Here is a 25,096-nt window from a genome sequence, read left to right on the forward strand (position 1 = left end):
GAAACGGTATGAAGTTCGTCCACAGGTCAAAGACAGTCATCCGCTCGCGAACGTCCAGGGTCGTGGCAGTGCTCCTCGTGGCCGCTGCCGGGGCCTGGCTGGGCATATTCCTCAGCGGCACCGTACGAGCCCAGGTCGGCCCCGTCGAAACCGGAATGTCCCTTCGTCCCGCCTGGAACGGCGAGACGGTCGTGGACGCGAGCCCGCTCGGCACGCTCACGTTCCGCACACATGACGCGCCGCTCAGACTCCGCATCACTCTGGAGAACATCGACCAGGACCGCGCAAAGGCGCTCATAGAGGACCCCCGGCTGGCCGACCGCCTGCCGGGCATCATCGAGAGCGACCTGATCGACGGCGTCCGCGATCTGATCATCCGCTCATTGCTCTGTGCGGGCGCGGGAGCGTTGATCGCAGTCCTGATGGTCTTCAGGCGCCCGAGAACGGCTCTGCTGGGCCTTCTGGCGGCTTCCGTGGCCCTCGCGGGCACCGGGGCGCTCGCCGCCGTCACGTTCCGCCCCAGCTCGCTCATCGAGCCTCGCTACTCGGGCCTGATCGCCGCCGCGCCGTCCCTCGTGGGCAGCGCGGAGTCGATAGTGACGCGATTCGAGTCGTACCGCTCGCAGCTCACCAAACTCGTCACGAACGTCTCCAAGCTCTACGACACCGTCTCCACCCTTCCTCTGTACGACGCCGACCCCAAGTCCATCCGAGTCCTGCACATCTCCGATATCCACATCAACCCCATCGCCTGGAACGTCATCCGCTCCCTCAAGGACCAGTTCGCCGTGGACCTGATCGTCGACACGGGCGACATTTCCGACCATGGCACCAAGGCGGAGAACAAGTTCGTCGACGAGATCGGCCGCCTCGGAGTCCCGTACGTGTACGTACGCGGCAACCACGACTCCATGACCACTCAGAGAGCGGTCGAGAAACAGAAGAACGCCGTAGTCCTGGACAACAAGACCCAGTCCGTGGCGGGCCTGAACATCTACGGCCTCGGCGACCCTCGGTTCACTCCGGACAAGTCCGTAGCGGTCGCCTCGGATCCGGACGCTCTCGGCCAGTTCGCCCGCTCGCATCTCGCCCAGGTCAACAAGCCGGACCTGATCGCCGTGCACGACCCGGACGTGGGCAGGGGCTTCACCGGCGCCACACCTATGATCCTGGCCGGCCACACTCACGAGCGAAAGACGACCATGCTCCCTTCGGGCACCCGCATGCTCGTCCAGGGCTCGACGGGCGGCGCCGGCCTGCGTGCCCTCGAACACGCCCAGCCCACCCCGGTCCAGGCCTCGGTCCTGTACTTCGACAAGGAGACCAAGCGGCTGCGGGCCTGGGACGACATCACACTGGGCGGATTGGGGGAGCAGTCGGTGTACATCCAGCGTCACGTGGAGCCCGACCCGCAACGTATGATTTCTCCAGCGCCAACGAACGCCCCGTCGCCAACGGGACCGATCACTGGCACTCCCACATCGACCGCCGGTCCGCCACTTTGGCATCAAGGGCAATCGTCCCCTATGCTTCAGAGGTCTCCGACGGAAGACGGCAGGGAATCCTAAGCCCCCATCGTCTAGCGGCCTAGGACACCGCCCTTTCAAGGCGGCGGCACGGGTTCGAATCCCGTTGGGGGCACTGCGAGCGCCTGGCGCACCCGCGAAACGGCTGGTCCAAGACCACCGAAGAGCTGGTAAGCTAAGCGAGCGCAAACAGCAAGAAACGCAAGGTCCTGTAGAGCAGTTTGGAGTGCTCGCCACCCTGTCAAGGTGGAGGTCGCGGGTTCAAGTCCCGTCAGGACCGCTCTGGGTCAGGTAGCTCAGTTGGTACGAGCGTCCGCCTGAAAAGCGGAAGGTCGGCAGTTCGACCCTGCCCCTGACCACAAGCATTGAACAGGCAAGAAAGCCCCGAACGGATCATCGGTCGGGGCCTTTTTGATCTTCGCCGACAGCAGCAACGATGGCCCGCAAGCGCGGGTTGGTTGCGTCACCGCTGCCCGCCATTACCGCACGTGACTGCGGTGCGCCGTCCTCTCGAATGTGGCCAGTAGGACGAAGCGGTGGGCGTGGGCCGTCAGCGGGTGACCGCGCTCCATCTCCTCGTGGAGGACACGCAGGCCCTGCTTCTCCAGACGGTCGACGCTCTTGCTGTCGCCCCGATGCCGATGGTGGACTCGGCGCGCCTGGCCTCGGGACGCCCCCCGTCGCCGGAGTCCCACCGGAAGCGCCGCGGACGATCCCCGGCCACTGGCTTGACCAGTGGCCAGCCGATGACCGGCCGACTGAGAGCGGTCACTCCCGACGTCTGCTTCAGTGATGATCATTGATGTGAAATACGACGAGTTGGTCGCCGAGGCGCTCGCGACCTCGTTCCAAGGCTGGGACTTCGCCCCCCTTAGCGGCCGCGTGTTCGAGGATCCGCTGCCGTGGAGCTACGAGCGCCTCCTGCTTGCGTGTCTGCCCGATGCGATATCTCTGCTTGACCTGGGCACCGGAGGCGGCGAGTTCCTATCCAAGCCGGCTCCGCTGCCCGCCAGGACGTACAGGGCGTGGAGTCGGTGGTCCTGCGACGCCTTGAACGCCGCCCGGGCTTGAGGGACGGTCAAGCCGCGGCTGACCTTGTACTTGGACACGGGACCTTGACGAGCTTGGCGACGTTGCGGGCGATGATCTTCTCTCGTACAGCGCACTCCAGGGGCGTTTCGAAGAACAGCGTGGATGGACTGGACCATCCGAGTCGACAGCCGGGACGCGCAGCAGATGCCGGCCTTGAGGGCGCAACACACCGTCTTGTCGCGGGAGGCATCCCAGCCGTTGCGTTCAATCAGCTGATCCAGCGCACCGGCTGTCCGGTCAGGCGAGAGATGGTCTCGAAGTCGGCGTCGGCATGCAGCACGGTTAGTTTGTGATGCTGGGCCGTTACCGCCATGAGGAGATCGACTGGAGAAGCACATTGGTGCCATCCCTTGTCGGCGAGTTCGCGCTGCAACTCGCCTGTCTCGTGCCAAGCAGAGTCAGGGATCATGTAGTGCGGGAAGGTCTCCTGGAGGAGATTGCCGGCTTCGTAGAAGGCCGGCCGGCCGCCGACGGCCCGGAGATACTCCTGTCTGACCGGCTCGCAGAGGCCGACGAGCCCGGCACAGACCGTCTGATCCCATTCCGCGCCGACCTGACCGCGGTAGAAGCGGACCAAGGCGCTGGTATCGATGAGGTACAGATCTGTCACGCCACGTCCTGGTGCGGGTGGTCGCCCCGGTCGATGGTTGAGAAGTCGATCTCACCCTCCGCGACCATCGCGCGCATGCGAGCCACGGCCGCAGCTCGCCTGCGCCGATCAATGATCTCTCGGAGGGCGGCGTTGACTGTGTCCTTCTTGGATGAGGTACCGAGTATCTTCGCTGCCTCGGCCAGGGCCTCGTCATCAAGGTCGATCAGAGTCTTGGTCATGATGCCGCCTCACCTGTATATACGAACTCAGATGAGTATATCAGCGGCCGTTGATTCGAGCGCTGCTCAAGGCCTGGAGCCGCCGCCCGGGCTGAAGCTGCTCTTTCCAACTGGTCGATGACGGCAACGGTGACGGCAACGTCGGCCACCAGCCTCACATGAAGGGCACCGTAGGTGACTACTCACCACCTTGTAACGGCCTGTGAGCAGGCTGATCGTCACACCTGAAAAGCGGAAGGTCGGCAGTTCGACCCTGCCCCTGACCACCAGCATTGACCAGCAAGAACGCCCCGAACGAGTCACCCGTTCGGGGCTTTTTGATTTCCAGTGGCGTGACCGATCATGCCGGGATCGGAAGTTCGGTGGAGATCCTCAGCCCGCCGGCGGCCCGAACTTCCTCGCGTACCCGCTGAGATCCTTCATCGCCGCACCCGATAGCGCAGGTGGAGCACCCGGTTGCCCTGGATCACCGCGTCAGGGTCCTCCAGCAGGTGCTGTGCGTCGACCGGCCCGAAGTAGCGCTTGCCGGACCCCAGCACCACGGGCGCGACGTCCATGGCGACCTCGTCGACGAGCCCCGCCGCCAGCACCTGGCCGCCGACGTCGCCGGCGGCGACCTCGACCGTGCGGTCGCCCGCGAGCTCCTGTGCCTTGGCCATGGCGGCCTCGATGCCGTTGACGAAGTGGAACGGCGCCTCCGTGCGCCAGCCGTCGGGCATCGGCCGGTGCGACACGACGACCAGGTAGGGGATCCCGCCCGGTGGCGTGCCGCCCCAGCCGTTCGTCAGGTCGAAGACGTGGCGGCCGACGACCGTCACGCCGATCTCGTCCCAGTACGGCCGGGTGTAGTCGTAGGAGGCCTGCGACACCTTCACCCCGCCGGCCTCGTCCAGCGGGACGTCACCGCTGGACATCCAGTCGAACAGCGGTCCGACCTGGTCGTTCTTGTCCGCGATGAAGCCGTCGACCGACACCGTGCTGTACATGACGACCTTGCCCATGGGCTCTCTCCTCTGCTCCAGAAGTGCCCATACTGGCGTGAAGGGGGTCGCCGGCTCTTGTAAGAAATCAAACGGCGGGCAGCGGCCCGACGTTGAGCGCGTGGCCGGGGTGTTCGCGCAGGAACCGCCGCCGGACGTCCACGTACCGGGTCGGCGTGAGCCCCGTGAACATCCGGAACTCGTGGCCGAAATGGGCCTGGTCGAAGTAGCCGGCTCGATCGGCGAGGTCGCTCCAGTCGGTCGGTCCGGCGGGGTCGATCGCGAGCACGGTGGCGGCGAAACGGTAGGTGCGGGCGAGCCGCTTCGGCGTGACGCCGATGAGCTCCTTGAACCGCTGTGTCAGATGGGTGCTGCTGACGCCGGCCGCCACGCTCAGGCCGCCGATCGCCACCGCTCCCGTGGCCGCCGCGATGACGCCGCTCGTGTGGCGGACCAGCCCCAGGCCGGCGGTCTCGCGGAGCCGCCGCAGCAACTCCTCCTCGAGCAGCGTCAGCATCTCGTACGGCCCGGCCGCCGTCGCCAGCCGGTCCCGCAGCTCAGCGCTGGCAGCGCGGCCCCAGGCCTGCTCCACCGTCACCGGCCGGTCGCACAGCTCGGCCGCGGGCATCGGCAGGAACGGCGCCAGCCCCCACGGCTTGAAGTGCACGCCGGCAGACCGGGTCCCCGGTGGATAGCCGAACTCCAAGGCGCGGGTGGGGGTGGTGATCACGCAGCCGTCGGCGTACTCGGCCGCCCCGATGTCGGTGCCGGCGCGGATGCGGAACGGCGGCCCGAGGTTGAGGATGAGCACCGCCGACGGCATCGGCGGCAGCGTCAGCCGGGCGTATGGTGGCATGCCCTCCAGGTAGTAGAGGTCGTCGATCAGCCCGTCCAGCGGCGGTCGCGGCACTCTGGACACGTATTCCACGCCTCACAGCATCGCCGATGCCCGGGGCGGGCCGCCAGGCCGTCGTACTCCGTCCCAAGGCGAGCGGATCACCTGGCCCCTGCGCCGGACATACCCCGGATATACCGCGCACCTCTACCTTGGCCCGCATGTCTCCCTCGTTACGGCCGCTCGCTGTCCTGATGCTGGTCGCCGCGTTCCTGGTGCCGAGCTCTCCGGCCGTCGCGGCCGCGTTGTCCGATGCGGGCTTCTTCGGCAGGTGGAGCGCCGGCGCCTGGACGGTGGGGCCGCGGCTGGACTATGCGTACGCGGGCCTGAAGCCGGTGGAGAACGCGGTGAAGGCGGGGAACTACGCGCTGGCCAAGCAGCGGCTGCTGGACCACTACCGCGCCCGCCCGGCCATCGAGGCCGGCGGCTTCTCGCACACGACCTGGCCGGGGGCGCTGGAGCTGACCACCGACCACATCTGGACGCTGGGGTCCGGCGAGGTCTACGTCAAGACGCTGACCTTCGGCCCGGGGGAGACGACCGTCACGGCCGACGTCACCAGCAGCATCAACAGCGGCAAGCCCGGATTTTTCCTGATGAGCCGGTACAAGGACGCGGTCATCGCCCTCATCAACAGCAGAAGCAAGGGATCGGGCAAACCCGCTCTCCGCCTGACCCTGGCCGACGGCTCGGTACGGACCCTCACGCCCACGCACGACACCTACATCTGGGCCGGCAAACCGCTCAACGTGTACGGCGCCAAGTACTACATGCAGGTCAGCGACGTCGGCGTGGGGGCGTTCACCGGTGAGACGCGCAAGGCGTACCTGCGGTTCGACCTCGGCGGCGTCACGGCGGTGAAGAAGGCGGAGCTGACGCTGACCGGCACGGCCGGCAGCGCGAAGGACATCATGCTGTACGGCAACGCCGAGACCTTCGACGAGGCCACCCGCACGTGGGACACCACCGTGCAGAACACGTTCTCCTGGCAGGGCGACCCCGGCGGCTTCGACTGGGAGCTGCCTCCCGGCGCCGACAACGAGTACCTGTACCAGCTTCCCCGCTTCTCCTTCGCCGGCCCGCTGGCCCTGGAGTACCAGAAGACCGGCGACGAGCAGTACGCCAGGACGCTCATCGGCCTGATGACCGACTTCATCAAGGACGCCGACGGCTACGACGCCGACCAGGGCGCCGGCTCCTATCCGGGCAACCTGCACGCCTCGCGCCGCCTGCACAACTGGATCGCGGCCTACGAGATCCTGCGCAAGAGCCCGTCGCTGACCGCCGAGGCCAACACCGCGATCCTCAAGACGATGAACCGGGCCGGCCTGTACCTCCAGGTGAACGTCAACGGCACGCCGAACAAGATGCAGTCACAGAAGATCACACTGCTGCACGCCTCCGTCTACTTCCCGGAGTTCCGGGCCGCGCCCGCGTGGCGGACCGACGCCGCCGGCTTCCTCTCGGCTCAGCTCGACGACTCGACCTACGCCGACGGCGGCTACAAGGAGTCCACGGACGCCTACCTGCGGGGCTACCTCAGCCAGTACGTGGACGTCGTCGCCTACATGCGGCGCAACGGCATCACGTTCACCGCCACCGCCAAGCTGCGGCAGCTCGCCCGTTTCCTCATGGACCAGAGCTACCCCAGCGGGTACGGCCCGGCCTACGGCGACAGCGACTCCCTCGACCTGCGCAGCACCCTCAAGAAGCTGGGCGAGCTGCTCCAGGACCCCGAGCTCCGCTATGTCGGCACCTCCGGCGCCTCGGGCGAGAAGCCGGCGCACACCTCCGTGCTCTACCCGGACACCCGGGTCGCCGTCTCCCGCTCCGGCTGGACCGCCGCCGACTCGCACCTCCGGATCAACGCCGACCGTGGCAACCACAGCCACCCGGACGAGCTGGCGATCACCGCCTACGCGTACGGCCGGCCGCTCCTGCCCGACATGGGCACGTTCACCTACAGCACGGACGCCGGCGCGGAATGGCTGCGCCACACCACGGAGGCGCACAACACGGTCGAGATCGACGACAAGCCGCAGACCTCGACCGCGGCCGGTGGGATCTCGCACCTGATCAGCAACCCCGCCTTCGACCTGATCGGCGCGAACACCGAGAGCTCCGCCGGTGCCCGCCACGAGCGATCCGTCCTGTCGCTGCACTCGGGCCTGTGGGTGGTGTCCGACCGGCTCAAGCCGGTGGTCGCCGGCGAACACCGCTACGAGCAGAACTGGCACTTCGCCGCGGACGCCAATCCCTCGATCAGCTCCGGTACGGAGGCCACGAGCACCGCGTTCGCGACGGGCGCGAACCTCACCATCGTCCCCGCCGACCCGGCCGAGGTCGCCTCCGGCCTGAGCGACGGCTACTACGCGCCGCGGTTCTACTCGGTGGAGAACGCGAAGTACGCCTCCTACGTCAGGACGGTCGAAGGCCAGACGACCTTCGACACCCTCCTGGTGCCGTCCAAGGGCGCGGCCGACACGTCGGTGACGGTGGAACGGCTGCCCGTCGGCAGCGCTCCGTCGTACGAGGCGACCGCCCTGAGCCTGAACGGCGGCGCGGGGGTCTATTACAAGTCCTGGACCACGAAGGCGCCGCGCACGTTCGGGCCCTACGCCTTCGACGGCAAGCTGCTCTACGCCGACGCCGGATCGATCGTGCTGGTCGACGGCTCGTCGGTCGAACGTGCCGGCGCGACCCTGGTGAAGGCGCCGGCCGCGGTCAAGGACCTCGCCGTGACCTTCGGCGGGGACGGTACCGTGCGCATCGACGGCAGCGGGCTGACCGCGAGCACCGACCCGGCCAAGGCCATCGCGATCACGGCGCCGGACGCCGCCCGGGTGATCCTCAACGGCCAGGCCGTCCCCTTCGAACGTGAGGGCGCGATCATCTACGCGGCCGCCTGACCTTCAAGAAAACCGGTGGATCAGGTGTGTGCCGCCGTCCTACCGTGAGCCATGGAACCTCACCCGGGCGGGCTGCTCGGCCCCGCACCCCAGCGAGTCGGGCGGCTGGTCTTCCTCAACGGGACCCCGAGCGCCGGGAAGACGACCGTGGCGAAGGCCTTGCAGGCGGAGCTGGCCGAGCCGTTCTTCCACCTGTCGCTGGATGAGCTGCGCGGTGGCTACCCGCGCCGATGCTGGTCGCAGGACCACGGCGGGGTGCTCTTTCGCCGGGTGCTCGACGGCTACCTGTACATGCTGCGCGATTTCCTCCTCCTCGGTCATGACGTGATCCCGGAGGCGGTGATCACCCCGCGGATGCTGGATCACTACCTTGGTCTGTTCGAAGGGGTTCCGGTGCTGATCGTGGCCGCCCTGTCGGAGCCGCCGGTGGTCTCGGCCTTCGAACGGCTGCGCCTGCGGAAGGCGGAGTAGGGCGGTCAGAGGCCCATGGCGTCCGAGGGCCTCTGACCGGGTTCATCCGTTGTTGTCCTTCAGGAGCTGGTCGAGTCTGAGCTCAAGGTGTCGCATGCCGACCTGGAGGTCGTCGAGCCGTTGCAGCAACTGGGAGTGGCTGGAGGTGTGATATTCCCTGGTTTGCCAGCGCAGGCCGGTGACCTCCACGCTGAGGGTCTCCAGCTCGTCGGCCAGCTCGCGGTGGGCATCGGTGACCGGGATCGGGCCGGCGGAGGTCGTCGTGTCGTCATCGTCGGATCGTGTGCTCTGCTCGAGCGTCTGCATGCGCAGCTTCAAGTCGAGGATCTCTGCTTCTAGGTCCACGAACCCTGCCTTGTGCGTTTGTGCGGAAGCCGGCGGGGGCCCGGTTCTGTGGCGGGCCCGGTGACTGCACAGCCCATGGTCGCAAAGTCCCGGCCAGGGGGGATGGCCCGGTCGCCGGGGCGGTGTGGTTTTTCTTCACCCCCGGCTCAAGTCCCGCTGGTGGAAAGGGGTGGATGAGTCCGCGCTGGCCCTTCTTGCCGGGTGAAGAATGCAACCCCGGCCCCCGCACAGGGCTGCGCCCAGCTCATCGGAGGGGGCGTCCCTGCCGGGGGGAATGGTCGTTCTGATCCACTTCGTGGTCTGACTTGTAGATCTTGTGCAGGCGCGGAGTTCCCGACTGATCCTCGGGTACGAAGACGAGGCGGACGTCATGCCGGCGAGTCCGGATGCCGCGGGCCTCGTCGCCCAGGACGATGTCCGGGGCTTCCTGCCATTCGCAGCCGGCCGCGTCCAGGGCGTTGAGGACGTCCGGCAGGGGGAGCCGGGCGGGTGCGGGACGCTGCCAGCCGGACAGCGCGGCGGGCAAGGCGACCGTGTCCCGCCACAAGGGAATTCCGATGTCGAGCACGAGCCCATGACAGATCAGGATCTCGAGGTCGTCCCAGAAATGGAACCTGGGGCGCCATCGGCGCGGTTTGGCGTCGTGCGTGCGGTCGTGGAACGGCCCGAGGAGGGCTTCCAGGTCCTGCGACGGCAGCCCGCAGTGCACCGGCCCGAGCCGGCCGCTGGTGGCGAAACGGGCGACGAGGTCGAGAGCCGTGGCCATGTCGAGAGAGTCAAGCAGCTCTACGTCAGCTGGGCGAAATCGACGCGCATCACCACTCTCCGGGCGGTGGGGTGGCTGACCTCCTTGAAGCCGGCGTCCTCGAAGATCTGGCGAGCCCCGACGTGCAGCTCGCCCCAGGTGATCTCCTTGCCGGGCTGGGTGATCATGGGGTACGCCTCGACGGCCAGGGCGCCGCGTTCGCGGGCGAAGCCGATCGTGGCCCTGGCCAGGTGGTACGTGAGGCCGCGGCCCCGGAAGTCCGGCCGCACCACGAAGCAGGTCGCCGCCCAGGTGCCGTCGTCGTCCTTGTCCTCGTTCCGGCCGCTCCACGGGATGCGGGAGGTGCGCAGCTTCGGGTAGGCGGTGCGCGGCTCGACCGCCACCCAGCCCGCCGGTTCGCCGTCGACGTAGGCCACCAGGCCGCTCGCGTCGCCGCTGGTCTGCGCCTGGAACATCGCGGTTCGCCCCTCCTGCGTGGAGTCCCGCCAGATGTAGCCTTCGACCTTGAACCGCTGGCACAGGCACCGCCGCGCGTCGCCGCTGCTGAAGATGGCGGTGAGGTCGTCCCAGGAGGCCTCGTCGGCGGGGACGACGGTCAGCTGATCGGCCCGGATCGGGGTCTTCGCCGAGGTCGTGTTGTCCGTCATGTCGTGCATGTTAGGTTCCATTCCGGACGTTCTGCTTCCGGTATGTTCCAGGAGGGGGATGCGGTGCAGCCCGAGATGAGCCCCACGGCGCGCGCCCTGCTGGCCTTCGAGCTCGTCCAGGGTAGCCCGGGCATCACCGCCGACCGCCTCGCCGGCAAGCTCGGCGTCTCGGAGCGCGCCGCCCGGCGCTACGTCGGCATCCTGCGCGAGGCCGGCATCCCGATCGAGTCCGTTCGCGGGCCGTACGGCGGCTACCGGGTCGGGCGCGGTCTGCGGCTGCCACCCCTGATGTTCGGCACCGCCGAGGCCCTCGGCCTGGTGATGGCCGTGCTCGACGGTCACCATGACGCGAGTGACGCCACCGATCCGGTCGGCAGCGCGCTCGGCAAGATCGTGCGGGCGCTCCCCGAGCCGGTGGCCGCCCAGATGGAGGCCGTACGCAGGACCACGGCGCCCGCCCCCGACCGCGCCGCCGCCCGGCCCGACCCCGAGACCACGATCGCCCTCGTCCAGGCGTGCGCGGACCAGCGGCGCGTACGCCTCGGCTACCGTTCCGAGGCCGGGTCGGAGTGGGACACGGAGGTCGATCCGTGGGCGGTCGTCGTTCGCCACGGCCGGTGGTACCTGCTGTGCCGGTCGTGCGGCGCGGACGCGCGGCGGGCGTACCGGATCGATCGGGTCCGGGGCGTGGAGGTGCTCGACGAGACCTTCGCCCCGCCCCCCGGCCTCGATCCGGTCGCCGAGCTGGAGCGGCATCTCGCCGTCGGCTGGGAGTACGACACCGAGGTCGTCATCGACGCGCCGCTCGACGCCGTGGCCCGCTGCCTGCCCCGCACGCTGGGGCTGCTGGAGCCGCTCGACGCCGCGACCACCCGCCTGGCCGGCAGCACCAGCAACCCGATCTGGTACGCCGAGCAGCTCGTGCTGATCCGGGCGCCGTACCGGATCGTGGGGTGCCGGGAGCTCCAGGAGGCCGCGCAGACCCTCGGCCGGCGGCTGCTGGCGGCGGCGGGAAACCTGACTCCCCGGCCCGACATTTGAGGATGAATGCCATCATGGGGGGATGTTGCAGGCTGCCGGACTGAACGAGGTGGAGGAGCGGGCGTACCGGTTACTCGTGCGAGCGGGTGAGGCGGAGGTGGCGGACCTCGCCGGGGAGCTGGGAATCACGACGGAGACGGCGGCCACCGCGTTGGCGTCCATGCGGGACATGGGCCTGGCCCGCGAGGTCGCGGACGGCGCGGGCGGCGGAGGCGGCAGGTTCGCCCCGGTCGCGCCGGAAGTGGCGCTCGGGCCGAAGCTGATACGGCAGCAGGAGTCGATCGACTGGGCCAGGCAGGCCGTGGAGCAACTCGCCGGCGAATACCGCGCGACCCAGCGCCGCGGCAGCGCCGACGGGCTGATCGAGGTGCTGCCGAGCCGGGCCGCGCTGCGTGAGCAGGTACGCCATCTCCAGGACAGCGCCCGCGAGGAGGTCATCTGCTTCTGCCGCGCGGGGCACGTGGTGATGCCGTCCGAGGACAACACCGAGGAGCTGGAGGCGCTCGGCCGCGGCGTGGGCTACCGGGTCATCTACGAGCGGGCCCTGCTGGAGCAGCCCGGGATGGTGGCCAACGTGGCGTACGGGATCAAGCTGGGCGAGCAGGCACGGGCCGTACGGTTCCTGCCGGTGCGGATGATGATCGTGGACCGCACCACGGCGGTGCTGCCGCTGGTGCAGCACGCGGGCGGGATGACCGAGCCCACGGCGGCGCTGGTGCGGGAGAGCAGCCTGCTGGAGGCGCTGATCGCGCTGTTCGAGGCGCAGTGGGAGCGCGCCACGCCGATCAGGTCGCTGGAGGACGGGCAGGTCATCGACACCTCGCCCGCCTGCCCGCTGGACGCAGACGAGCTGTACCTGCTGTCGCTGCTGGTCGCCGGCGTGCCGGAGAAGTCGATCGCCAGCCAGCTCGGGCTCAGCCTGCGTACCGTGCAGCGGCGCGTCTACCACCTGATGCAGCTCGCGGGCGCGCAGACCAGGATGCAACTTGCCTGGCATGCGGCCCGCGAGCGCTGGCTGTAGCCGCTTCGCTAGGACTTCACCCCGTACGCGCGGGTGACGGTCTGCTCGAAGCGGTTACCCGCCGCACCGGTCGCGGTGACCCGCAGGGACACACCGGTGTCCGTCGAGCGGTGCGAGACGAGGGCCTTGTACCTGCCCTGCCCGAGCGGGATGAGCGGCAGCCGCCGCCAGGTGGTCCCGTCGTCGTAGGAGAGCTCGGCGGTCATCGTCTTCGCGCCCTTGGCGGTGAAGCCGAGTGCGACGGGCAGCGTCCTGTGCACCTTCCCCTCCAGGTCGGCGGGCACGTCGTAGTCCACGCCGAGCAGCGGCAGCGGCTGGGTGCCCGACGGCCTGGCGGACCTGAAGGTCCACGCGGTCCGGGTGGCCGTGGCGTGCCGCCACTCCTCCGAGGTCCGCGTCGTGGCCAGCTCCATGCGGTACTCGGCGTCCTCCTGGACGGCGGGGAAGTCGCCCCGGAGGTTCTTGCGCTCCTCCAGCAGCTGCCCGTTCCGGTAGAAGCGGGCGGCGCTGGTGTCCTTGTCGCCGCTGCCGCCCGTGTAGCCGTAGTGCCCGTCGGCGTCCACGAACTCGGGCACCTGGATGGACAGCACGTCGCCGGTACGGGTCGAGGCGAGCGCGGCCGGGCGTACGACGGGAGCGAACCAGCGCTCCTTGACGACCTGCCCCGCCCGGTACGTCGCGGGAGCGCCGGTCAGGCCGCCGCGCAGCCGGTTCATGGACTCCCAGGTGAGCATGTGCTGGACCACGTGCTGCCACTGGGTGTCGCCCGAGCTGACGTACTCGGCCCTGCGCAGCGGCGTGCGCACCACGCGCTGCGTCTCCATCTGCAGGTCCAGGTCGTACGTCTGCCACGGCCGCCAGCCGTAGCGCTGGTCCTTGCCGTAGCCCAGGCCGCCGGACTCCTGGTAGCCGGAGTCGACCAGGGCGGTGTTGCGCCAGCTCACCTCGTGCACGATCCGCTCGGGTACGCGTCCGGCCGAGACCTGCATGACCTCGTACAGGTACGGGGTCGCCCAGGCGCCGGTCACGTCGAGCACCGCGCCGCCGGCCCTGGCCTTGTCCAGGAGCACCTGGCCACGGTCATGCGTGATCATCAGGGTGGGCAGCGGCTCGCGGTCGCCCGAGGGTGACCACGGCTGCCACATGGCCCGGCCGTCGGGACCGACCACGATCATCGCCGTCGCGCCGGCCGCGCCGAGGGACTCCTGCTTGTCCGTCCAGTCGCCGAACACCTCGCTCGTGACCACCACGGCCTTGCCCGCCGGGTCGCCCGCGCCGTCCTCGATGAGCGGCCACCGTTTCCTGCCCTCGAACTCGGGCGACCTGATCGTGGGGCGGACCACCAGCGTGTCGCGGCCCAGCTTGGCCGTCACCCGGGGTGCGGCGAGCTGCCAGCGGGAGGCGAACTCGAAGGTGCCGTTGCTGACCGGCTTGGTGGGCGTGACCATGAGGCCTTCGACCGAGGGGAAGTTCATGGAGCCCAGGGAGATCTTGCGCGAGCCGTACGTGCGGTGGGTGAAATAGGTGGAGATGCCCTCCTGCATGACCGGCTGAGAGGTCCTGATCTCGACGGGCACGGCGGTCCTGGCGTCGAGCACGACCTCCGTGTCCGCCGTGACCTGCAGCTCCGGGATGACGACGAGGGTGTCGACGGGCAGCTCGTCGGCCGTCTCACCGATGATCGCCTGCGTGTGGTACGTGCCTTCAGGCACCTCCACCGTCCAGCCCTCGTTCTCCTTGAGGATGTAGCCGTAGACGTCGTCCCTGGCGGCGGCGCCGTACAGGGCGATGAACGGCACCCGGGCGGCGCTGCCGTCCCGCTCGACACCGGTGAAGTGGATCTTGTGCATCTTCCCGCGCCTGGTCAGCCCGAGCGTGGTGTGGGCGACCGCCGTGCCGTCGGCCGTGGCCGCGGTGAGGTAGCCGGCGTGCCGGCCGTGCGTCAGCTTCGTGAGGTCCACGCTGACCTGGAGGGTCGCCGTGGCTCCCGCCGCCACCGTGAGCGTCGTCGCGGACAGGACGACCGCGCCCGCCCCGGGGGCGGCGCCGTCCAGGTTGGTCAGGGTGGGGGTGAGCGTCAGCGAGACGGGCTGGTCACTCGTGTTGGTGTAGGTGACGGTCCCGCCGGGGACGTCGGTGGCGCCGTCCTCGTGGACGCCCATGCTGAGCGAGGCGGTGGCGGTGACGCTCTGCCGTACGGCCCTGGCCACGTCCAGGCGGCCGCCGCCCTGCTCGTACGGCGTCTGGCCGTCGATCGTCTTCGCGGTCGAGACCAGGGCGTCCTTCAGCTGCCCCGCCTTCCACTCCGGGTGGCGCTGGGCCAGGATCGCCGCCGCGCCCGCCACGTGCGGCGTGGCCATGGACGTCCCGGAGAGCTTGGTGTGCAGGTCGTCGACCGGCGTGCCGAGGCTGGTGCCCGCCGCGCGGGCGGCCGTGATGCCGAAGCCCGGCGCGGTGAGGTCCGGCTTGACGGCCTCGTCCAGGCGCGGGCCGCGGCTGGAGAAGGAGGCGAGGGCGTCGTTCGAGTCCACCGCGCCGACGGTCAGCGCGGAGGTGGCGGCCCCGGGGGAGCCGACCGCGTAGTCGTCGCCCTCGTTGCCCGCGGCGATGACGAACAGGCTGCCGGTCTTCTCCGTCAGCACGTCCACCGCGACGCTGAGCGGGTCGGTGCCGTCCGTCGGACCGCCGCCGAGGCTCATGTTGATGACGTCGGCGCCGCTCTCCTGGGCCGCCCACTCCATGCCCGCGAGCACCTGGGACTCCGTGCCGCTGCCCGCGGCGTTCAGCACCTTGCCGATCGCCAGGCCGGCGCCGGGCGCGACGCCCTTGCGCAGGCCGTTCGACGCGGCGCCGGTGCCCGCCACGGTGGCGGCGACGTGGGTGCCGTGCCCGTGCTCGTCCTTGACCGAGGGGTCGTCGGTGAAGTTCCGGGTTTCGGCGATCTTGCCGGCCACGTCGGGGTGGGTCGCGTCGATCCCGGTGTCCAGGACGGCGACCTTCACGCCCTTGCCGTCGTAGCCGTCCTGCCACGCCTGCGGCGCGCCCACCTGCGGGACGCTGTGCTCCAGCGACGCGGTGACCTTGCCGTCGAGCCAGATCTTGGCCAGCCCGTCCCGCAACCGCGGCTCGCCGCCGGCCCGCTCGGCCGCCCACAGCACGGGGAGTGCGTCCTTGTCGGCCCGCACGGTGCGCGCGTTGACGCTGGGCAGCGTGATGGCCCGTTCGCCGCTCTCCTTGTAGGACAGGATGAGCGGCAGTACGTCGCTTCTCTCGTCGTCGTAACCCTGCTCGATCAGGTCGCCGACCGAGAACAACCGCTCGTCCACGAGCCCGCGGGACAGGTAGGGCACCATGTCGGCGGGCGTGATCACCAGGTCGCCGTTCTCCTCCCTGGTGAAGAACCTGATGTCCGCCCGGCCCTTCCCGGGCTCCACGCTCGCCGCGCGCTTTCCGCCGGCGAACTCGTGTACCGTCACCACGTCACCCGTGATCAGCGTGACCCGATGCAGGTCTGCGCCGGTCGCGGGCTCGGGCGCGGTGGCCTGGGCAGGCACCGGTACGGCCAGCGTCGCCAGGCCCGCGCCGACAGCGACGACGCGCGTGATCCATCCCATGAGCGAACCGATCTGTTTGTACTCTGACTCGTTGCTTTACTCGCTCATGAGAATGAAGGATCACTTCGCCCGGTAGGGCGCTCTGTGCCTGGCCAAACAGGGACATGTCATGAACACGACACCTGCCCAGGCAATCACGACACGGATAACCTTCGCGTATCCACTACCCGTACGTCGGGTGCTGCGGCCAGCCGGGCGGCGAGTCCTCCCAGTCCTCCTGCCGGCCATAGGGCGTGTGGTCGAGAAGATGGTTGGTGAAGACGAGCCGGTCGACGCCACGCGAGGTGGTGTTGTAGGTCCGGTAGACGTCATCGCCGTCGCGCAGGAACACGCTGAGCATGAAGCCGCCGCCCACCCCGCAGTCCTGCGCGAACGTCGTGCCGCGCGACGAGACGAACGGCAGCGTCCAGCCCATCCGCGCCTTGTACGCCTCGATCTGGACGAGCGGCATGTCGGACACCGTTGCCCACGACACCCCGCGATCGGCCAGCCCGGCGAGGCCCGTCACCGGGACGTTGTTCGTGAACCAGGTGCACCCCGGGCAGAAATGCTCAGGCCCGTTGTCCATGAATTGGTAGACGACCAGCTGCCCCCGGCCCTCGAACAGATCGAGCAGCGTCCGCTTGCCGGTCGGCGCGTCGAACACGTAGCCGCCGTCGAAGCGCACCATCGGCAGCCGGCGGCGGCGCGCGGCCAGCGCGTCGAGCGCGCGAGTGGCCTCCTTCTCGGCCACCATCAAGTCGTCGCGGGCCCGCTGCCACTCTTCCGCGGAAACAACCTCGGGTTTCTCCATGCGCCGATTGTCACCCGCGAGACCGACAATTCCCGGGCCGGGCGACGGGGGCGGGAACGCAGGCGTCTAGTGGTACTTGTACAGCCTCGTCTCGACCCGGCGGTTGTGGTCGAACACCGACGCCCGGTACATGCTGATCGCCAGGTCGCCGTGCTCGGCCTTGCCGCAGGTGTTCGTTCCGGCGAGCTGGTGGATCTCGTAGCGCGCCGTCGGGTCGCCGGCGACGAAATACTCGGCGCGGGCCTGGTACTCGTCGGCGCTCGTGTCGCAGGCGAAGACGAACGACTTGCTCTGGCCGAAGCAGGTCAGGGCCGCGCCCTTGGTCGAGGTGCAGATCTCGGACCTGGCCCGCGCGCCGGCCGGGGTGACGCGGGTGTCCCGCTTGACCGGATATTTCGCGATGTTGCGTACGGTCTTCCATCGGCCGTACTTGACCCGGTGGTTACCCCTGTACACGGCGGCCCTGAAGGTCACGATCTTGCCGATCTCGCGGCTGCCGCGTACCTCACCCTCGCTGGCCAGGTTGTGGATGACGTACTTGGTGCCCAGGTAGCCGTTGAGGTAGTACTCGACGGCGGGGTGCATCTTGTCGCTCGCCGTGTCCTCGATGGTGATCCCCGGCCGGTCGCTGCCGTCGGGGCCGACGCAGGCCTCCGCGCCCCTGACCCGTACGCACTCGGGCTCGGCCGCGTCGTCGGCCGCGTCGTCGGTGTCTTCGGCGGAGGAGGGGGTGACCGTGGTCGTCGGCAGCGCGGCGGGCGGCAGCGCGGCCGGGCGGAGGTCGATCTTCGCCGCGGCTCCATCGGCATTGAACACGGCGGCCGTCATCACGACCGCCGCCACAAGTTTGCGACCTAACGACACTTGAACCTCACTAACCTCAAGAGCCACACTTTCGTTGCCTGGGTGTGACGCGCAAAAGGAGAGAGAAGTTCCGGCTCGTACAGATTCTGGTTAGAGGTCGTTCACCGTCCGGCGGCCTTAGGCTCTTTTTCCATGCAGGATGAGGCGCTTCTGACCATCGCCGCCCGCCTGGCCGAGGTGCCCGGCGTGGTCGCGGTCGTGCTGGGCGGCAGCAGAGCCCGCGGCACCCACCGCCCCGACTCCGACATCGACCTCGGCCTCTACTACCGGGGCCCGCTCGCCGTGGCCGACCTGCGTGCGCTCGCGCAGGAGCTCACCGGCACACCCACCGAGGTGACGGAGCCGGGCGGCTGGGGTCCTTGGGCGGACGGCGGCGGGTGGCTCACCGTGGACGGGTGGCGGGTGGACTGGATCTACCGCGAGCTCGACCGGGTGCACGCGATCTGGCGGGAATGCCTGGCGGGCCGTTACGAGACGGGCATCCAGGCGGGGCATCCGCTGGGGTTCTACTCGCACGCCTACGCGGGCGAGGTCGCGACGTGCCGGATACTGAACGATCCCACCGGCGAGCTGGCGGCGTTGCGGGCGCAGGTCGTCGCATACCCGCCCGCGCTGCGTGACGCGCTGGTCCGCGGGCTGTGGGAGGCCGGGTTCGCGCTGCAGATCGCCCGGTACGGAGCGGCCGGCCGCGACCCCGCGTACGCGGCCGGCTGCCTGTTCCGCGCGATCGGCGTCGCGTGCCACGCGCTGCACGCCGCCGACGGAGCCTGGCTGATCAACGAGAAGGGGATGGTCGCGGCGGCGGGCCGGCTGCCGTCGGCGCCCGATGGGTTCGCCGACCGGGCTCAGGCGCTGCTCGCGTCCGTCGGGCAGACGCCTGAGGAGATCGAGCACGCCGTCGCCGGCGCCGAGCGGCTCATCGCCGAAGTACGCACCGCCTGCGGCGCAGCCTCGGGATAGCGCTCCCGCGGCCCAGCCCCGAGGTAGCGCGCCTGCGGCTCAGCCTCGGGGTGATGCAGACATAAAGCGGATCAGCGCTTCCGGGTGAGGCCGGCCAGGAGCAGGAGGAGCGCGCTCTGGGCCAGCATGCCGGGCGCGAGCGGCGGTGCGTTGCCGACCGACTTGGTGAGCGCGTACCACCATTGGGTGAGCGGCGAGAGCGTGTCCCAGGACGGGTCGAACGCGCCGGACCCGTGGTTGACGGAGACGTGCGTGAAGACGCCGTACACCGAGGCGAGCAGCACGATCACCGCGAGCACGCGGGCGGCGGTGAGGGCGCCACCGGAGTCGCGCAGGGCGATCAGCACCAGCGCGGCCACGAGGAGCGCCAGCGCGACCCAGGGGATCAGCTGCACCGGGCTCTGCCAGTGGCGTTCGAAGGCCAGCTCGGACGCCGCGCCGAGGATCCCGATCGCGACCAGCGCGAGGAGTCCGAGGCGCAGCGTCGAGGGACCGTTCCGGGCGAGCCGCCGCAATCCGGTCGGCTGCTCAAGGGTTTCAGGGGGCGTTGAGGTCATGCGGGACCACCGTCCGATGCGAGCGTTCAGTCGACTCCAAGGTTTCCGGCGAGCCTCAGAGAAACCTCAGCGGATTCTGAAGATCTGGTGAGAATGCCCACCCAGCCGCTCAAATGGTGGTGCTCCGGTGGCCGAGCACCGCCTCGAAGACCTGCGCCAGTTCGGCGGCGTCCTCACCGGCATGGTGCGTGTGCGGCACCCCTTCGAGCCCGAGCCGGTGCTTGATGATCCCCTTGCGCGTCTCGGCCCACTCGCAGCCGGCCGATCGCCCGCAGGCCGTTGATCCAGCGCGCGGCCGCGCCCATCGCCTGCTCGGGCGCCGGCGCCTCGCGGCACAGCCGCCCGCGATCGAGCCCCGACACGGCCAGCGCCGCGGGCATGAACTCGTCGGAGATCGGCCGCAGCTCCGAGTAGAACGTCAGGTCCGGCCGCCCCGCGACGGCCATGCCGAGGGAGATCATGCTGTACGGGCCGGGTATGGGCCCGTCGGCCTCCACATCGACGGCGACGTACAGCTCGGGAAGTCGGGACACGGCCGAAAGGATAGGCGCAGGCCCCGGCCCGGCACCACGCATTTCAGTTCAGGGCCCGGCTGCACCACATCTGCACGACATTCGCACACGACCCTGCTGGATCGGCGCCCCCGCGCACGATGTGCTCATAAGCAGCGAAAGCCGCAAGGTGGGAGGAACTGTCCGGAAAGGGCTGGCGGGCCGGGTGCCGCACGGTCAGGATGGCGGTGGGACAGGGGCGGGAGGTGCCGCGCGTGGGGGACTGGATCGATGAGCCGATCGTGGATCCGACGATTCCCGACCGGGACCGCTGGCGCATGTTCGGCGCGGCCTCGGCGCTGCTCGGCCGCCCCGACCCCGTGCCGTCCCCTTGGGTGAGACGCCTGTTCGGGGGGTTCGCGGCCGCCGCGGGGGTGAGCGCGCCCGTGCTCGCCGTGCTGGCGTTCGAGAGCGGGCACGAGTCCGTCGGGATCGCCGCCGTGCTCGTCTTCCTCGTCGCCGCCCTCTTCTCCGGCGTCGCGAGCGGCGGCAGGGGCGAACGGCTGGCCCGGAGATACGCCGGCCGCTACGTCGTCCCCGCGAGCCTCGACCCCACCGGCATCGGCCTGCTGACCAGGGCACGGCAGGCCATCGAGGACGTGTCGGGCTCCCGGGTGCACCGGCTGGGCATGCTCGACGCCATCGCCAACGACGTGGTGCTGCCCGGCCGGCTGTGGGACATCGCCCGCCTCTTGAGCACCCAGGCGGCCCTGCGCGCCGAGCAGGCCGAGGCGATGCGCGAGCTGATGACACCCGAGCTCGCGGCCGTGCTCGAACCGCAGCGACAGGCCCTGGAGCGCTCGGTGGCGGCCGTCACCGAGCGCGTGTGGGAGCTGGAGGTGTACGCCGGCCGGGTCCGGGCGGCCGACTCGGCGCTGCGCGCCCACGAGCTGCAGAAGAGCAACGACCGCTATCGGGACCTGCTGGCGCAGACCGGCGACGTCGAGGGGCTGCGGGACCTGACCGACCAGGCCGACGTCCTCACCGAGAGCCTGCGCGAGGCCGTCGAAGCGGGCCAGACCCTGGAGTCGCCCAGACCGGCCTCGAACACGCGCGACTGAGCGCGGCACGGCGCCGCCAGGGGTGCGCGGCCGCCGGGTCGTCACATGTTGATCATGTGCCCGGCCAGGCCGTGGACGGCCTCCTTGACCGCTTCGCCGAGCGTCGGGTGTGCGTGGACGTTGCGGGCGACCTCGTGCACGGTCAGGTCCCACTGCTGGGCCAGCGTCAGCTCGGGCAGCAGCTCGGTGACCTCGGGCCCGATCAGGTGGGCGCCGAGCAGCTCGCCGTGCGTGTTGTCGCTGATGATCTTGACGAAGCCGGCGGTGTCGCCGAGCCCGTGCGCCTTGCCGTTCGCGGTGAACGGGAACTTCGCCACCTTCACGTCGTAGCCCAGGTCGCGCGCCTGCGCCTCGGTGTAGCCGAAGCTCGCCACCTGCGGCTGGCAGTAGGTGGCCCGCGGGATCATCACGTAGTCGAGCTCCATGGTCTCCGCGTTGCCGATCGTCTCGGCGGCGATGATCCCCATGGACTCCGCGGCGTGGGCCAGCATCAGCTTGGCGGTGACGTCGCCGATGGCGAAGATGTGCGGGACGTTCGTCCGGCAGCGGCCGTCCACCGCGATGGCGCCGCGCTCGGTCAGCTCCACGCCGGTCTTCTCCAGCCCGTAGCCGTCGACCCGCGGCTGGAAGCCGATCGCCTGCATGACCTTGTCGGCCTCGAGCACCTGCGTCTGGTCGCCCCTGGTGACCGTGACCTTGACGGAGGAGCCGGTGTCCTCGATGCCGTCCACGCGGGTCGAGGTCAGCACCTCGATGCCGAGCCGCTTGTAACGCTTGGCCAGCTCGGCCGACACCTCTTCGTCCTCCAGCGGCACGACCCGGTCGAGGAACTCCACGATCGTCACCTTGACGCCGTAGTTGTGCAGCACGTACGCGAACTCCACGCCGATCGCGCCGGCGCCCGCGATGACGATGCTCCTGGGCAGCTCCTCCGTCAGGATCTGCTCCTCGTACGTCACCACCCGCTCGGAAAGCTGCGTGCCAGGGATCAGCCTCGTGGTGGCCCCGGCGGCGATGATGCAGTGGGAGAACGTGATCGTCTCGTCGTTGACCTGGATCGTGTTCGCGTCCAGGAACGTCCCGCGGCCGTCGTACTCCGTGATGGCGTTCTTCTTCATCAGGTAGTGAACGCCCTTGACCCGCCCGTCGGCCACCTTACGGCTGCGCGAGAAGGCCGCGCCGTAGTCGAAGCTCACCTCGCCGCTGATGCCGAAGGTCTTGGCCTCGTTGTGGAAGATGTGCGCCAGCTCGGCATTGCGCAGCAGCGCCTTCGACGGGATGCAGCCCACGTTCAGGCAGACGCCACCCCAGTACTTCTCCTCGATGACCGCGGTGCGCAGCCCGAGCTGGGCGGCGCGGACCGCGGCCGTGTATCCTCCCGGACCCGCGCCGAGAACGACGACGTCATAGTGAGTGCTCATGCCTCGGACGATACCGCCCGGCCATGGTCACCCTTGACGCTAGACCTCCACCTTGTACGACAGTGCGAGTTCGTCGGCGGGAACCCCGCGAATTCCCCAGTTCACCTTGGGCATCTCGATGATCGTGATCTCCACGTTCTCCGGGTCATATCCCGATTTATCGTAGATTTCCCGGATCAATGCCCGCTTGGCGTCGTCGCTGCGCCCGGTGAAACAGAGCACCTCGATGATCAGATAATCGTCGCTCCGCTGAGGGCAGACGAAGTCGTCGGCCTCCAGCAGCAAGAACCGGTGGAACCGCTTGGCCTCCGGCAATCCCCACGCGCTCACCAGGCATGACTGCAGCAGATCCGAGACCTCCCGCTGCCGCCCCGCCCACACGTCCCTGCGCCCGTACACCTTCACCTGTGCCATGCCCGTCAATATAGGAGGCCAAGATAGAAGGCGTGATCCGCATACTCCTGGCCGACGACGAGGCCATGATCAGGGCGGGGGTCCGCGCGATCCTCGCCTCCGACCCGTCGCTGGAGGTGGTGGCCGAGGCCGGCGACGGCAGACAGGCCGTCGACCTGGCCATCGCGCACCGGCCGGACGTGGCGCTGCTCGACATCCGCATGCCCAGGCTCGACGGCCTGGGCGCGGCGGCCGAGCTGCGCAGGGTCGCGCCCGGCACGGCGGTGGTGATGCTCACCACATTCGGGGAGGACGACTACATCGCCAAGGCGCTCGACGTCGGGGCCAGCGGGTTCCTGCTCAAGTCGGGCGATCCGCGCGAGCTCATCGCCGGGATCCACGCGGTGGCCGACGGGGCCGCCTACCTGTCGCCCAAGGTCGCCCAGCGGGTCATCGCCCAGCTCTCCGGCGGCAGGATGGCCAAGGGCGCGCACGCCCGCGACCGGGTCGGGGTGCTCACCGAGCGCGAGCGGGAGGTGCTCGCCCTGGTCGGCGCCGGGCTGTCCAACGCGGAGATCGCGCGAAACATGCACATCGTGGAGGGCACGGTGAAGGCGTACGTGAGCGCCATTCTCACCCGGCTCGGCGTACGCAACCGCGTGCAGGCCGCGATCGTCGCCCACGAGGCCGGGTTGGTAGCCTGACCCGTGATGTATCGCCTCGTGTTCATGCAGGTCTTGCGGCGTTTCGACGCCGAGGCCGTGCACCACCTGACCGTGAGCGCCCTCGCGCTCCTCGCGCGGCTCCCGCTGCTCAAGCGGCTGCTGCACCGGGCGCTCGCGCCACGCGACCCGGCGCTGCGGGTCAGCGCGTTCGGGGTGCACTTCCCCGGGCCGCTCGGGCTGGCCGCCGGGTTCGACAAGGACGCCGCCTGTGCCGAGGGCATCGCCGCGCTCGGCTTCGGCCACGTCGAGGTCGGCACCATCACCGCGCACGCCCAGCCGGGCAACCCCCGGCCGCGCCTGTTCAGGCTGGTGCGGGAGCGGGCGGTGATCAACAGGATGGGCTTCAACAACGCCGGGGCCGTCGCCGCCGCCCGCAGGCTGCGCCGTACCAGGGGCGTGCCCGTCGTGGTCGGGGTGAACATCGGCAAGACCAAGGTCGTGCCCGAGTCCGAGGCCGTGGCCGACTACGTGGCCAGTGCCAGGACGCTCGCGCCGCTGGCCGACTACCTGGTGGTCAACGTCAGCTCGCCCAACACGCCGGGGCTGCGCAACCTGCAGGCGGTCTCGCTGCTGCGGCCGCTGCTCACCGCGGTCAAGGAGATCGCCGACGGCACGCCTCGCCGCACGCCGCTGCTGGTCAAGATCGCGCCCGACCTCGCGGACGAGGACGTCGACGCCGTCGCGGACCTGGCGGTCGAGCTGGGCCTCGACGGGATCATCGCGACCAACACCACGATCAAGCACGACGGCGAGACCGGCGGCCTGTCGGGCCGGCCGCTCAAGTCCCGCTCGCTGGAGGTGCTGCGCCGCCTGCGCGCCAAGACCGGCGACCGCCTCACGCTGGTGTCGGCGGGCGGGGTGGAGGACGTGGACGACGTCTGGGAGCGCATCCTCGCGGGCGCGACGCTGGTGCAGGGCTACACGGGCTGGATCTACGGCGGCCCGCTGTGGGCCTCGCGCATCCACCGCGGGCTGTCCCGCCGCGTACGCCGCCACGGGCTCAAGTCCATCGCCGACGCCATCGGCCGCACCGCCTGACCCGGCATCACGAGCCGGGTAGCCCCTATCGTGGGATCGGTGATCAAAGAGACGTCGCTCACCGACGGAGTCGTCCTGCGACCCGTGACGGAGCAGGACGCGGAGGCCCTGGCGCAGGCCTATGTCCGCAACCGTGACCACCTGCGGCGCTGGGAGCCGCGCAGGCCCGCGGACTTCTTCACCGCCGCGGGTCAGGCCGAGCGGCTCAAGGACCTGGCGGAGCAGACGGCGCAGGGCCGGGTGCTGCCGTGGGTCCTCGCCGACGGCGACCTCGTCGTGGGCCGCCTGACGCTCAACAACATCGTCCGCGGCCCGTCGCTCAGCGCCCGCGTCGGCTACTGGCTGGACGCCGGCTACACCGGCCGCGGGCTGGCCACCACGGCGGTGCTGGCGGTGTGCCGGATCGCCGACGAGGACCTGCGCCTGCACCGGCTGGCGGCCGGCACCCTGCTCGACAACGAGGCCTCACAGGCCGTGCTGACGAGGGCGGGGTTCGAGCCGTACGGGATCGCCCCCCGCTATCTGGAGATCGACGGCCGGTGGCAGGACCACCGGATGTTCCAGCGCCTGCTCAACGAGCGGCCCGCCTTCTGAC

25 protein-coding genes and 4 tRNA genes are annotated in these 25,096 nt (G+C 69.7%); 15 read left to right on the top strand and 14 right to left on the bottom strand.

All coding sequences use genetic code 11. The annotated features are described in order from the left end of the window. Positions 1-62: 62 nt before the first annotated feature. From ABEA43_RS07010 to ABEA43_RS07030, 5 genes are all read left to right on the top strand, one after another. Positions 63-1,568: a metallophosphoesterase family protein gene (locus tag ABEA43_RS07010; protein WP_345559770.1), complete on the top strand. Its 1,506-nt coding sequence runs from the start codon at positions 63-65 to the stop codon at positions 1,566-1,568. Further along, positions 1,569-1,641, top strand: a tRNA-Glu gene (locus ABEA43_RS07015). Positions 1,642-1,731: 90 nt separating this feature from the next. Further along, a tRNA-Asp gene (locus ABEA43_RS07020) sits at positions 1,732-1,806 on the top strand. A 5-nt stretch (positions 1,807-1,811) separates the two neighbouring features. Beyond that, positions 1,812-1,885, top strand: a tRNA-Phe gene (locus ABEA43_RS07025). Positions 1,886-2,318: 433 nt separating this feature from the next. Further along, a complete protein-coding gene (locus ABEA43_RS07030; protein ID WP_345559771.1) occupies positions 2,319-2,597 on the top strand; it encodes a hypothetical protein in 279 nt (92 codons plus the stop codon). A gap of 229 nt (positions 2,598-2,826) precedes the next feature. Here the strand turns inward: ABEA43_RS07030 and ABEA43_RS07035 are convergent, their stop codons facing one another. Both ABEA43_RS07035 and ABEA43_RS07040 read right to left on the bottom strand, forming a co-directional pair. Then, positions 2,827-3,228: a PIN domain nuclease gene (locus ABEA43_RS07035; RefSeq protein WP_345559772.1), complete on the bottom strand. Its 402-nt coding sequence runs from the start codon at positions 3,226-3,228 to the stop codon at positions 2,827-2,829. Beyond that, positions 3,225-3,449, bottom strand: a complete 225-nt coding sequence (locus tag ABEA43_RS07040) for a type II toxin-antitoxin system VapB family antitoxin (protein WP_345559773.1) — start codon at positions 3,447-3,449, stop codon at positions 3,225-3,227. Before ABEA43_RS07040 ends, ABEA43_RS07035 begins: the two co-directional genes overlap by 4 nt. A 202-nt stretch (positions 3,450-3,651) precedes the next feature. Between ABEA43_RS07040 and ABEA43_RS07045 the strand changes: the two genes are divergently transcribed. Beyond that, positions 3,652-3,718, top strand: a tRNA-OTHER gene (locus tag ABEA43_RS07045). 150 nt (positions 3,719-3,868) lie between these two features. Here the strand turns inward: ABEA43_RS07045 and ABEA43_RS07050 are convergent. Together ABEA43_RS07050 and ABEA43_RS07055 are read right to left on the bottom strand one after the other, a co-directional pair. After that, a complete protein-coding gene (locus ABEA43_RS07050; RefSeq protein ID WP_345559774.1) occupies positions 3,869-4,450 on the bottom strand; it encodes a dihydrofolate reductase family protein in 582 nt (193 codons plus the stop codon). A 67-nt stretch (positions 4,451-4,517) separates the two neighbouring features. Then, positions 4,518-5,357: a helix-turn-helix domain-containing protein gene (locus ABEA43_RS07055; protein WP_345559775.1), complete on the bottom strand. Its 840-nt coding sequence runs from the start codon at positions 5,355-5,357 to the stop codon at positions 4,518-4,520. A 128-nt stretch (positions 5,358-5,485) separates the two neighbouring features. Between ABEA43_RS07055 and ABEA43_RS07060 the strand changes: the two genes are divergently transcribed. Both ABEA43_RS07060 and ABEA43_RS07065 read left to right on the top strand, forming a co-directional pair. Continuing rightward, complete coding sequence (locus ABEA43_RS07060) at positions 5,486-8,233, top strand: heparinase II/III family protein (RefSeq protein ID WP_345559776.1); 2,748 nt, start codon at positions 5,486-5,488, stop codon at positions 8,231-8,233. Between the two features lie 51 nt (positions 8,234-8,284). After that, entirely contained in the window at positions 8,285-8,704 is a 420-nt protein-coding gene (locus ABEA43_RS07065) for a phosphotransferase-like protein (RefSeq protein WP_345559777.1), read from the top strand. 42 nt (positions 8,705-8,746) lie between these two features. On the opposite strand, the gene ABEA43_RS07070 is transcribed toward ABEA43_RS07065, so the two are convergent. The 3 genes from ABEA43_RS07070 to ABEA43_RS07080 form a co-directional block, all read right to left on the bottom strand. Continuing rightward, positions 8,747-9,049 carry a hypothetical protein gene (locus ABEA43_RS07070; protein ID WP_345559778.1) on the bottom strand — a complete coding sequence of 101 codons (303 nt, stop codon included), beginning with the start codon at positions 9,047-9,049 and terminating at the stop codon, positions 8,747-8,749. A gap of 244 nt (positions 9,050-9,293) precedes the next feature. Further along, positions 9,294-9,815 carry a hypothetical protein gene (locus tag ABEA43_RS07075; RefSeq protein ID WP_345559779.1) on the bottom strand — a complete coding sequence of 174 codons (522 nt, stop codon included), beginning with the start codon at positions 9,813-9,815 and terminating at the stop codon, positions 9,294-9,296. A gap of 20 nt (positions 9,816-9,835) precedes the next feature. Then, a complete protein-coding gene (locus ABEA43_RS07080) occupies positions 9,836-10,462 on the bottom strand; it encodes a GNAT family N-acetyltransferase (RefSeq protein ID WP_345559780.1) in 627 nt (208 codons plus the stop codon). 75 nt (positions 10,463-10,537) lie between these two features. Between ABEA43_RS07080 and ABEA43_RS07085 the strand changes: the two genes are divergently transcribed. Together ABEA43_RS07085 and ABEA43_RS07090 are read left to right on the top strand one after the other, a co-directional pair. Further along, entirely contained in the window at positions 10,538-11,503 is a 966-nt protein-coding gene (locus ABEA43_RS07085; RefSeq protein ID WP_345559781.1) for a helix-turn-helix transcriptional regulator, read from the top strand. A 22-nt stretch (positions 11,504-11,525) separates the two neighbouring features. Further along, positions 11,526-12,524, top strand: coding sequence for a helix-turn-helix domain-containing protein (locus ABEA43_RS07090; RefSeq protein WP_345559782.1), 999 nt, complete (start codon positions 11,526-11,528; stop codon positions 12,522-12,524). An 8-nt stretch (positions 12,525-12,532) separates the two neighbouring features. Here ABEA43_RS07090 and ABEA43_RS07095 read toward each other — a convergent pair whose 3' ends face one another. The 3 genes from ABEA43_RS07095 to ABEA43_RS07105 all read right to left on the bottom strand — a co-directional run bounded on the left by ABEA43_RS07095 (position 12,533) and on the right by ABEA43_RS07105 (position 17,795). Continuing rightward, complete coding sequence (locus tag ABEA43_RS07095; protein WP_345559783.1) at positions 12,533-16,138, bottom strand: S8 family peptidase; 3,606 nt, start codon at positions 16,136-16,138, stop codon at positions 12,533-12,535. A 163-nt stretch (positions 16,139-16,301) separates the two neighbouring features. Further along, positions 16,302-16,931 carry a DUF899 domain-containing protein gene (locus tag ABEA43_RS07100; RefSeq protein WP_345559784.1) on the bottom strand — a complete coding sequence of 210 codons (630 nt, stop codon included), beginning with the start codon at positions 16,929-16,931 and terminating at the stop codon, positions 16,302-16,304. Between the two features lie 66 nt (positions 16,932-16,997). Further along, on the bottom strand, positions 16,998-17,795 hold the full coding sequence (locus ABEA43_RS07105) for a hypothetical protein (RefSeq protein WP_345559785.1): 798 nt from the start codon (positions 17,793-17,795) through the stop codon (positions 16,998-17,000). Positions 17,796-17,927: 132 nt separating this feature from the next. Here ABEA43_RS07105 and ABEA43_RS07110 point away from each other — a divergent pair, with 132 nt between their 5' ends. Continuing rightward, on the top strand, positions 17,928-18,755 hold the full coding sequence (locus ABEA43_RS07110) for a nucleotidyltransferase domain-containing protein (protein WP_345559786.1): 828 nt from the start codon (positions 17,928-17,930) through the stop codon (positions 18,753-18,755). 71 nt (positions 18,756-18,826) lie between these two features. Here the strand turns inward: ABEA43_RS07110 and ABEA43_RS07115 are convergent, their stop codons facing one another. Both ABEA43_RS07115 and ABEA43_RS07120 read right to left on the bottom strand, forming a co-directional pair. After that, positions 18,827-19,312 carry a hypothetical protein gene (locus ABEA43_RS07115; RefSeq protein WP_345559787.1) on the bottom strand — a complete coding sequence of 162 codons (486 nt, stop codon included), beginning with the start codon at positions 19,310-19,312 and terminating at the stop codon, positions 18,827-18,829. Between the two features lie 173 nt (positions 19,313-19,485). Further along, entirely contained in the window at positions 19,486-19,845 is a 360-nt protein-coding gene (locus tag ABEA43_RS07120) for a hypothetical protein (RefSeq protein ID WP_345559788.1), read from the bottom strand. Positions 19,846-20,078: 233 nt separating this feature from the next. Between ABEA43_RS07120 and ABEA43_RS07125 the strand changes: the two genes are divergently transcribed. Then, positions 20,079-20,924 (top strand): hypothetical protein, encoded by an 846-nt coding sequence (locus tag ABEA43_RS07125; protein ID WP_345559789.1) that lies wholly within the window; start codon positions 20,079-20,081, stop codon positions 20,922-20,924. A gap of 41 nt (positions 20,925-20,965) precedes the next feature. Here ABEA43_RS07125 and lpdA read toward each other — a convergent pair whose 3' ends face one another. Both lpdA and ABEA43_RS07135 read right to left on the bottom strand, forming a co-directional pair. Next, positions 20,966-22,345 (bottom strand): dihydrolipoyl dehydrogenase, encoded by a 1,380-nt coding sequence (gene lpdA, locus ABEA43_RS07130; RefSeq protein WP_345559790.1) that lies wholly within the window; start codon positions 22,343-22,345, stop codon positions 20,966-20,968. A gap of 39 nt (positions 22,346-22,384) precedes the next feature. After that, on the bottom strand, positions 22,385-22,759 hold the full coding sequence (locus ABEA43_RS07135) for a tautomerase family protein (protein ID WP_345559791.1): 375 nt from the start codon (positions 22,757-22,759) through the stop codon (positions 22,385-22,387). Positions 22,760-22,791: 32 nt separating this feature from the next. On the opposite strand from ABEA43_RS07135, the gene ABEA43_RS07140 reads away from it, so the two are divergent. Genes ABEA43_RS07140 through ABEA43_RS07150 form a run of 3 tightly spaced genes read left to right on the top strand, consistent with a single transcriptional unit; the run spans position 22,792 to position 25,095 of the window. Next, a complete protein-coding gene (locus tag ABEA43_RS07140) occupies positions 22,792-23,442 on the top strand; it encodes a response regulator (protein ID WP_345559792.1) in 651 nt (216 codons plus the stop codon). A gap of 6 nt (positions 23,443-23,448) precedes the next feature. Then, positions 23,449-24,501 (top strand): quinone-dependent dihydroorotate dehydrogenase, encoded by a 1,053-nt coding sequence (locus tag ABEA43_RS07145; protein ID WP_345559793.1) that lies wholly within the window; start codon positions 23,449-23,451, stop codon positions 24,499-24,501. 39 nt (positions 24,502-24,540) lie between these two features. Further along, positions 24,541-25,095: a GNAT family N-acetyltransferase gene (locus ABEA43_RS07150; protein ID WP_345559794.1), complete on the top strand. Its 555-nt coding sequence runs from the start codon at positions 24,541-24,543 to the stop codon at positions 25,093-25,095. Position 25,096 lies beyond the last annotated feature (1 nt).

Origin of the sequence: Nonomuraea rosea, assembly GCF_039539705.1 — a bacterium.
Taxonomy (GTDB): domain Bacteria; phylum Actinomycetota; class Actinomycetes; order Streptosporangiales; family Streptosporangiaceae; genus Nonomuraea; species Nonomuraea rosea.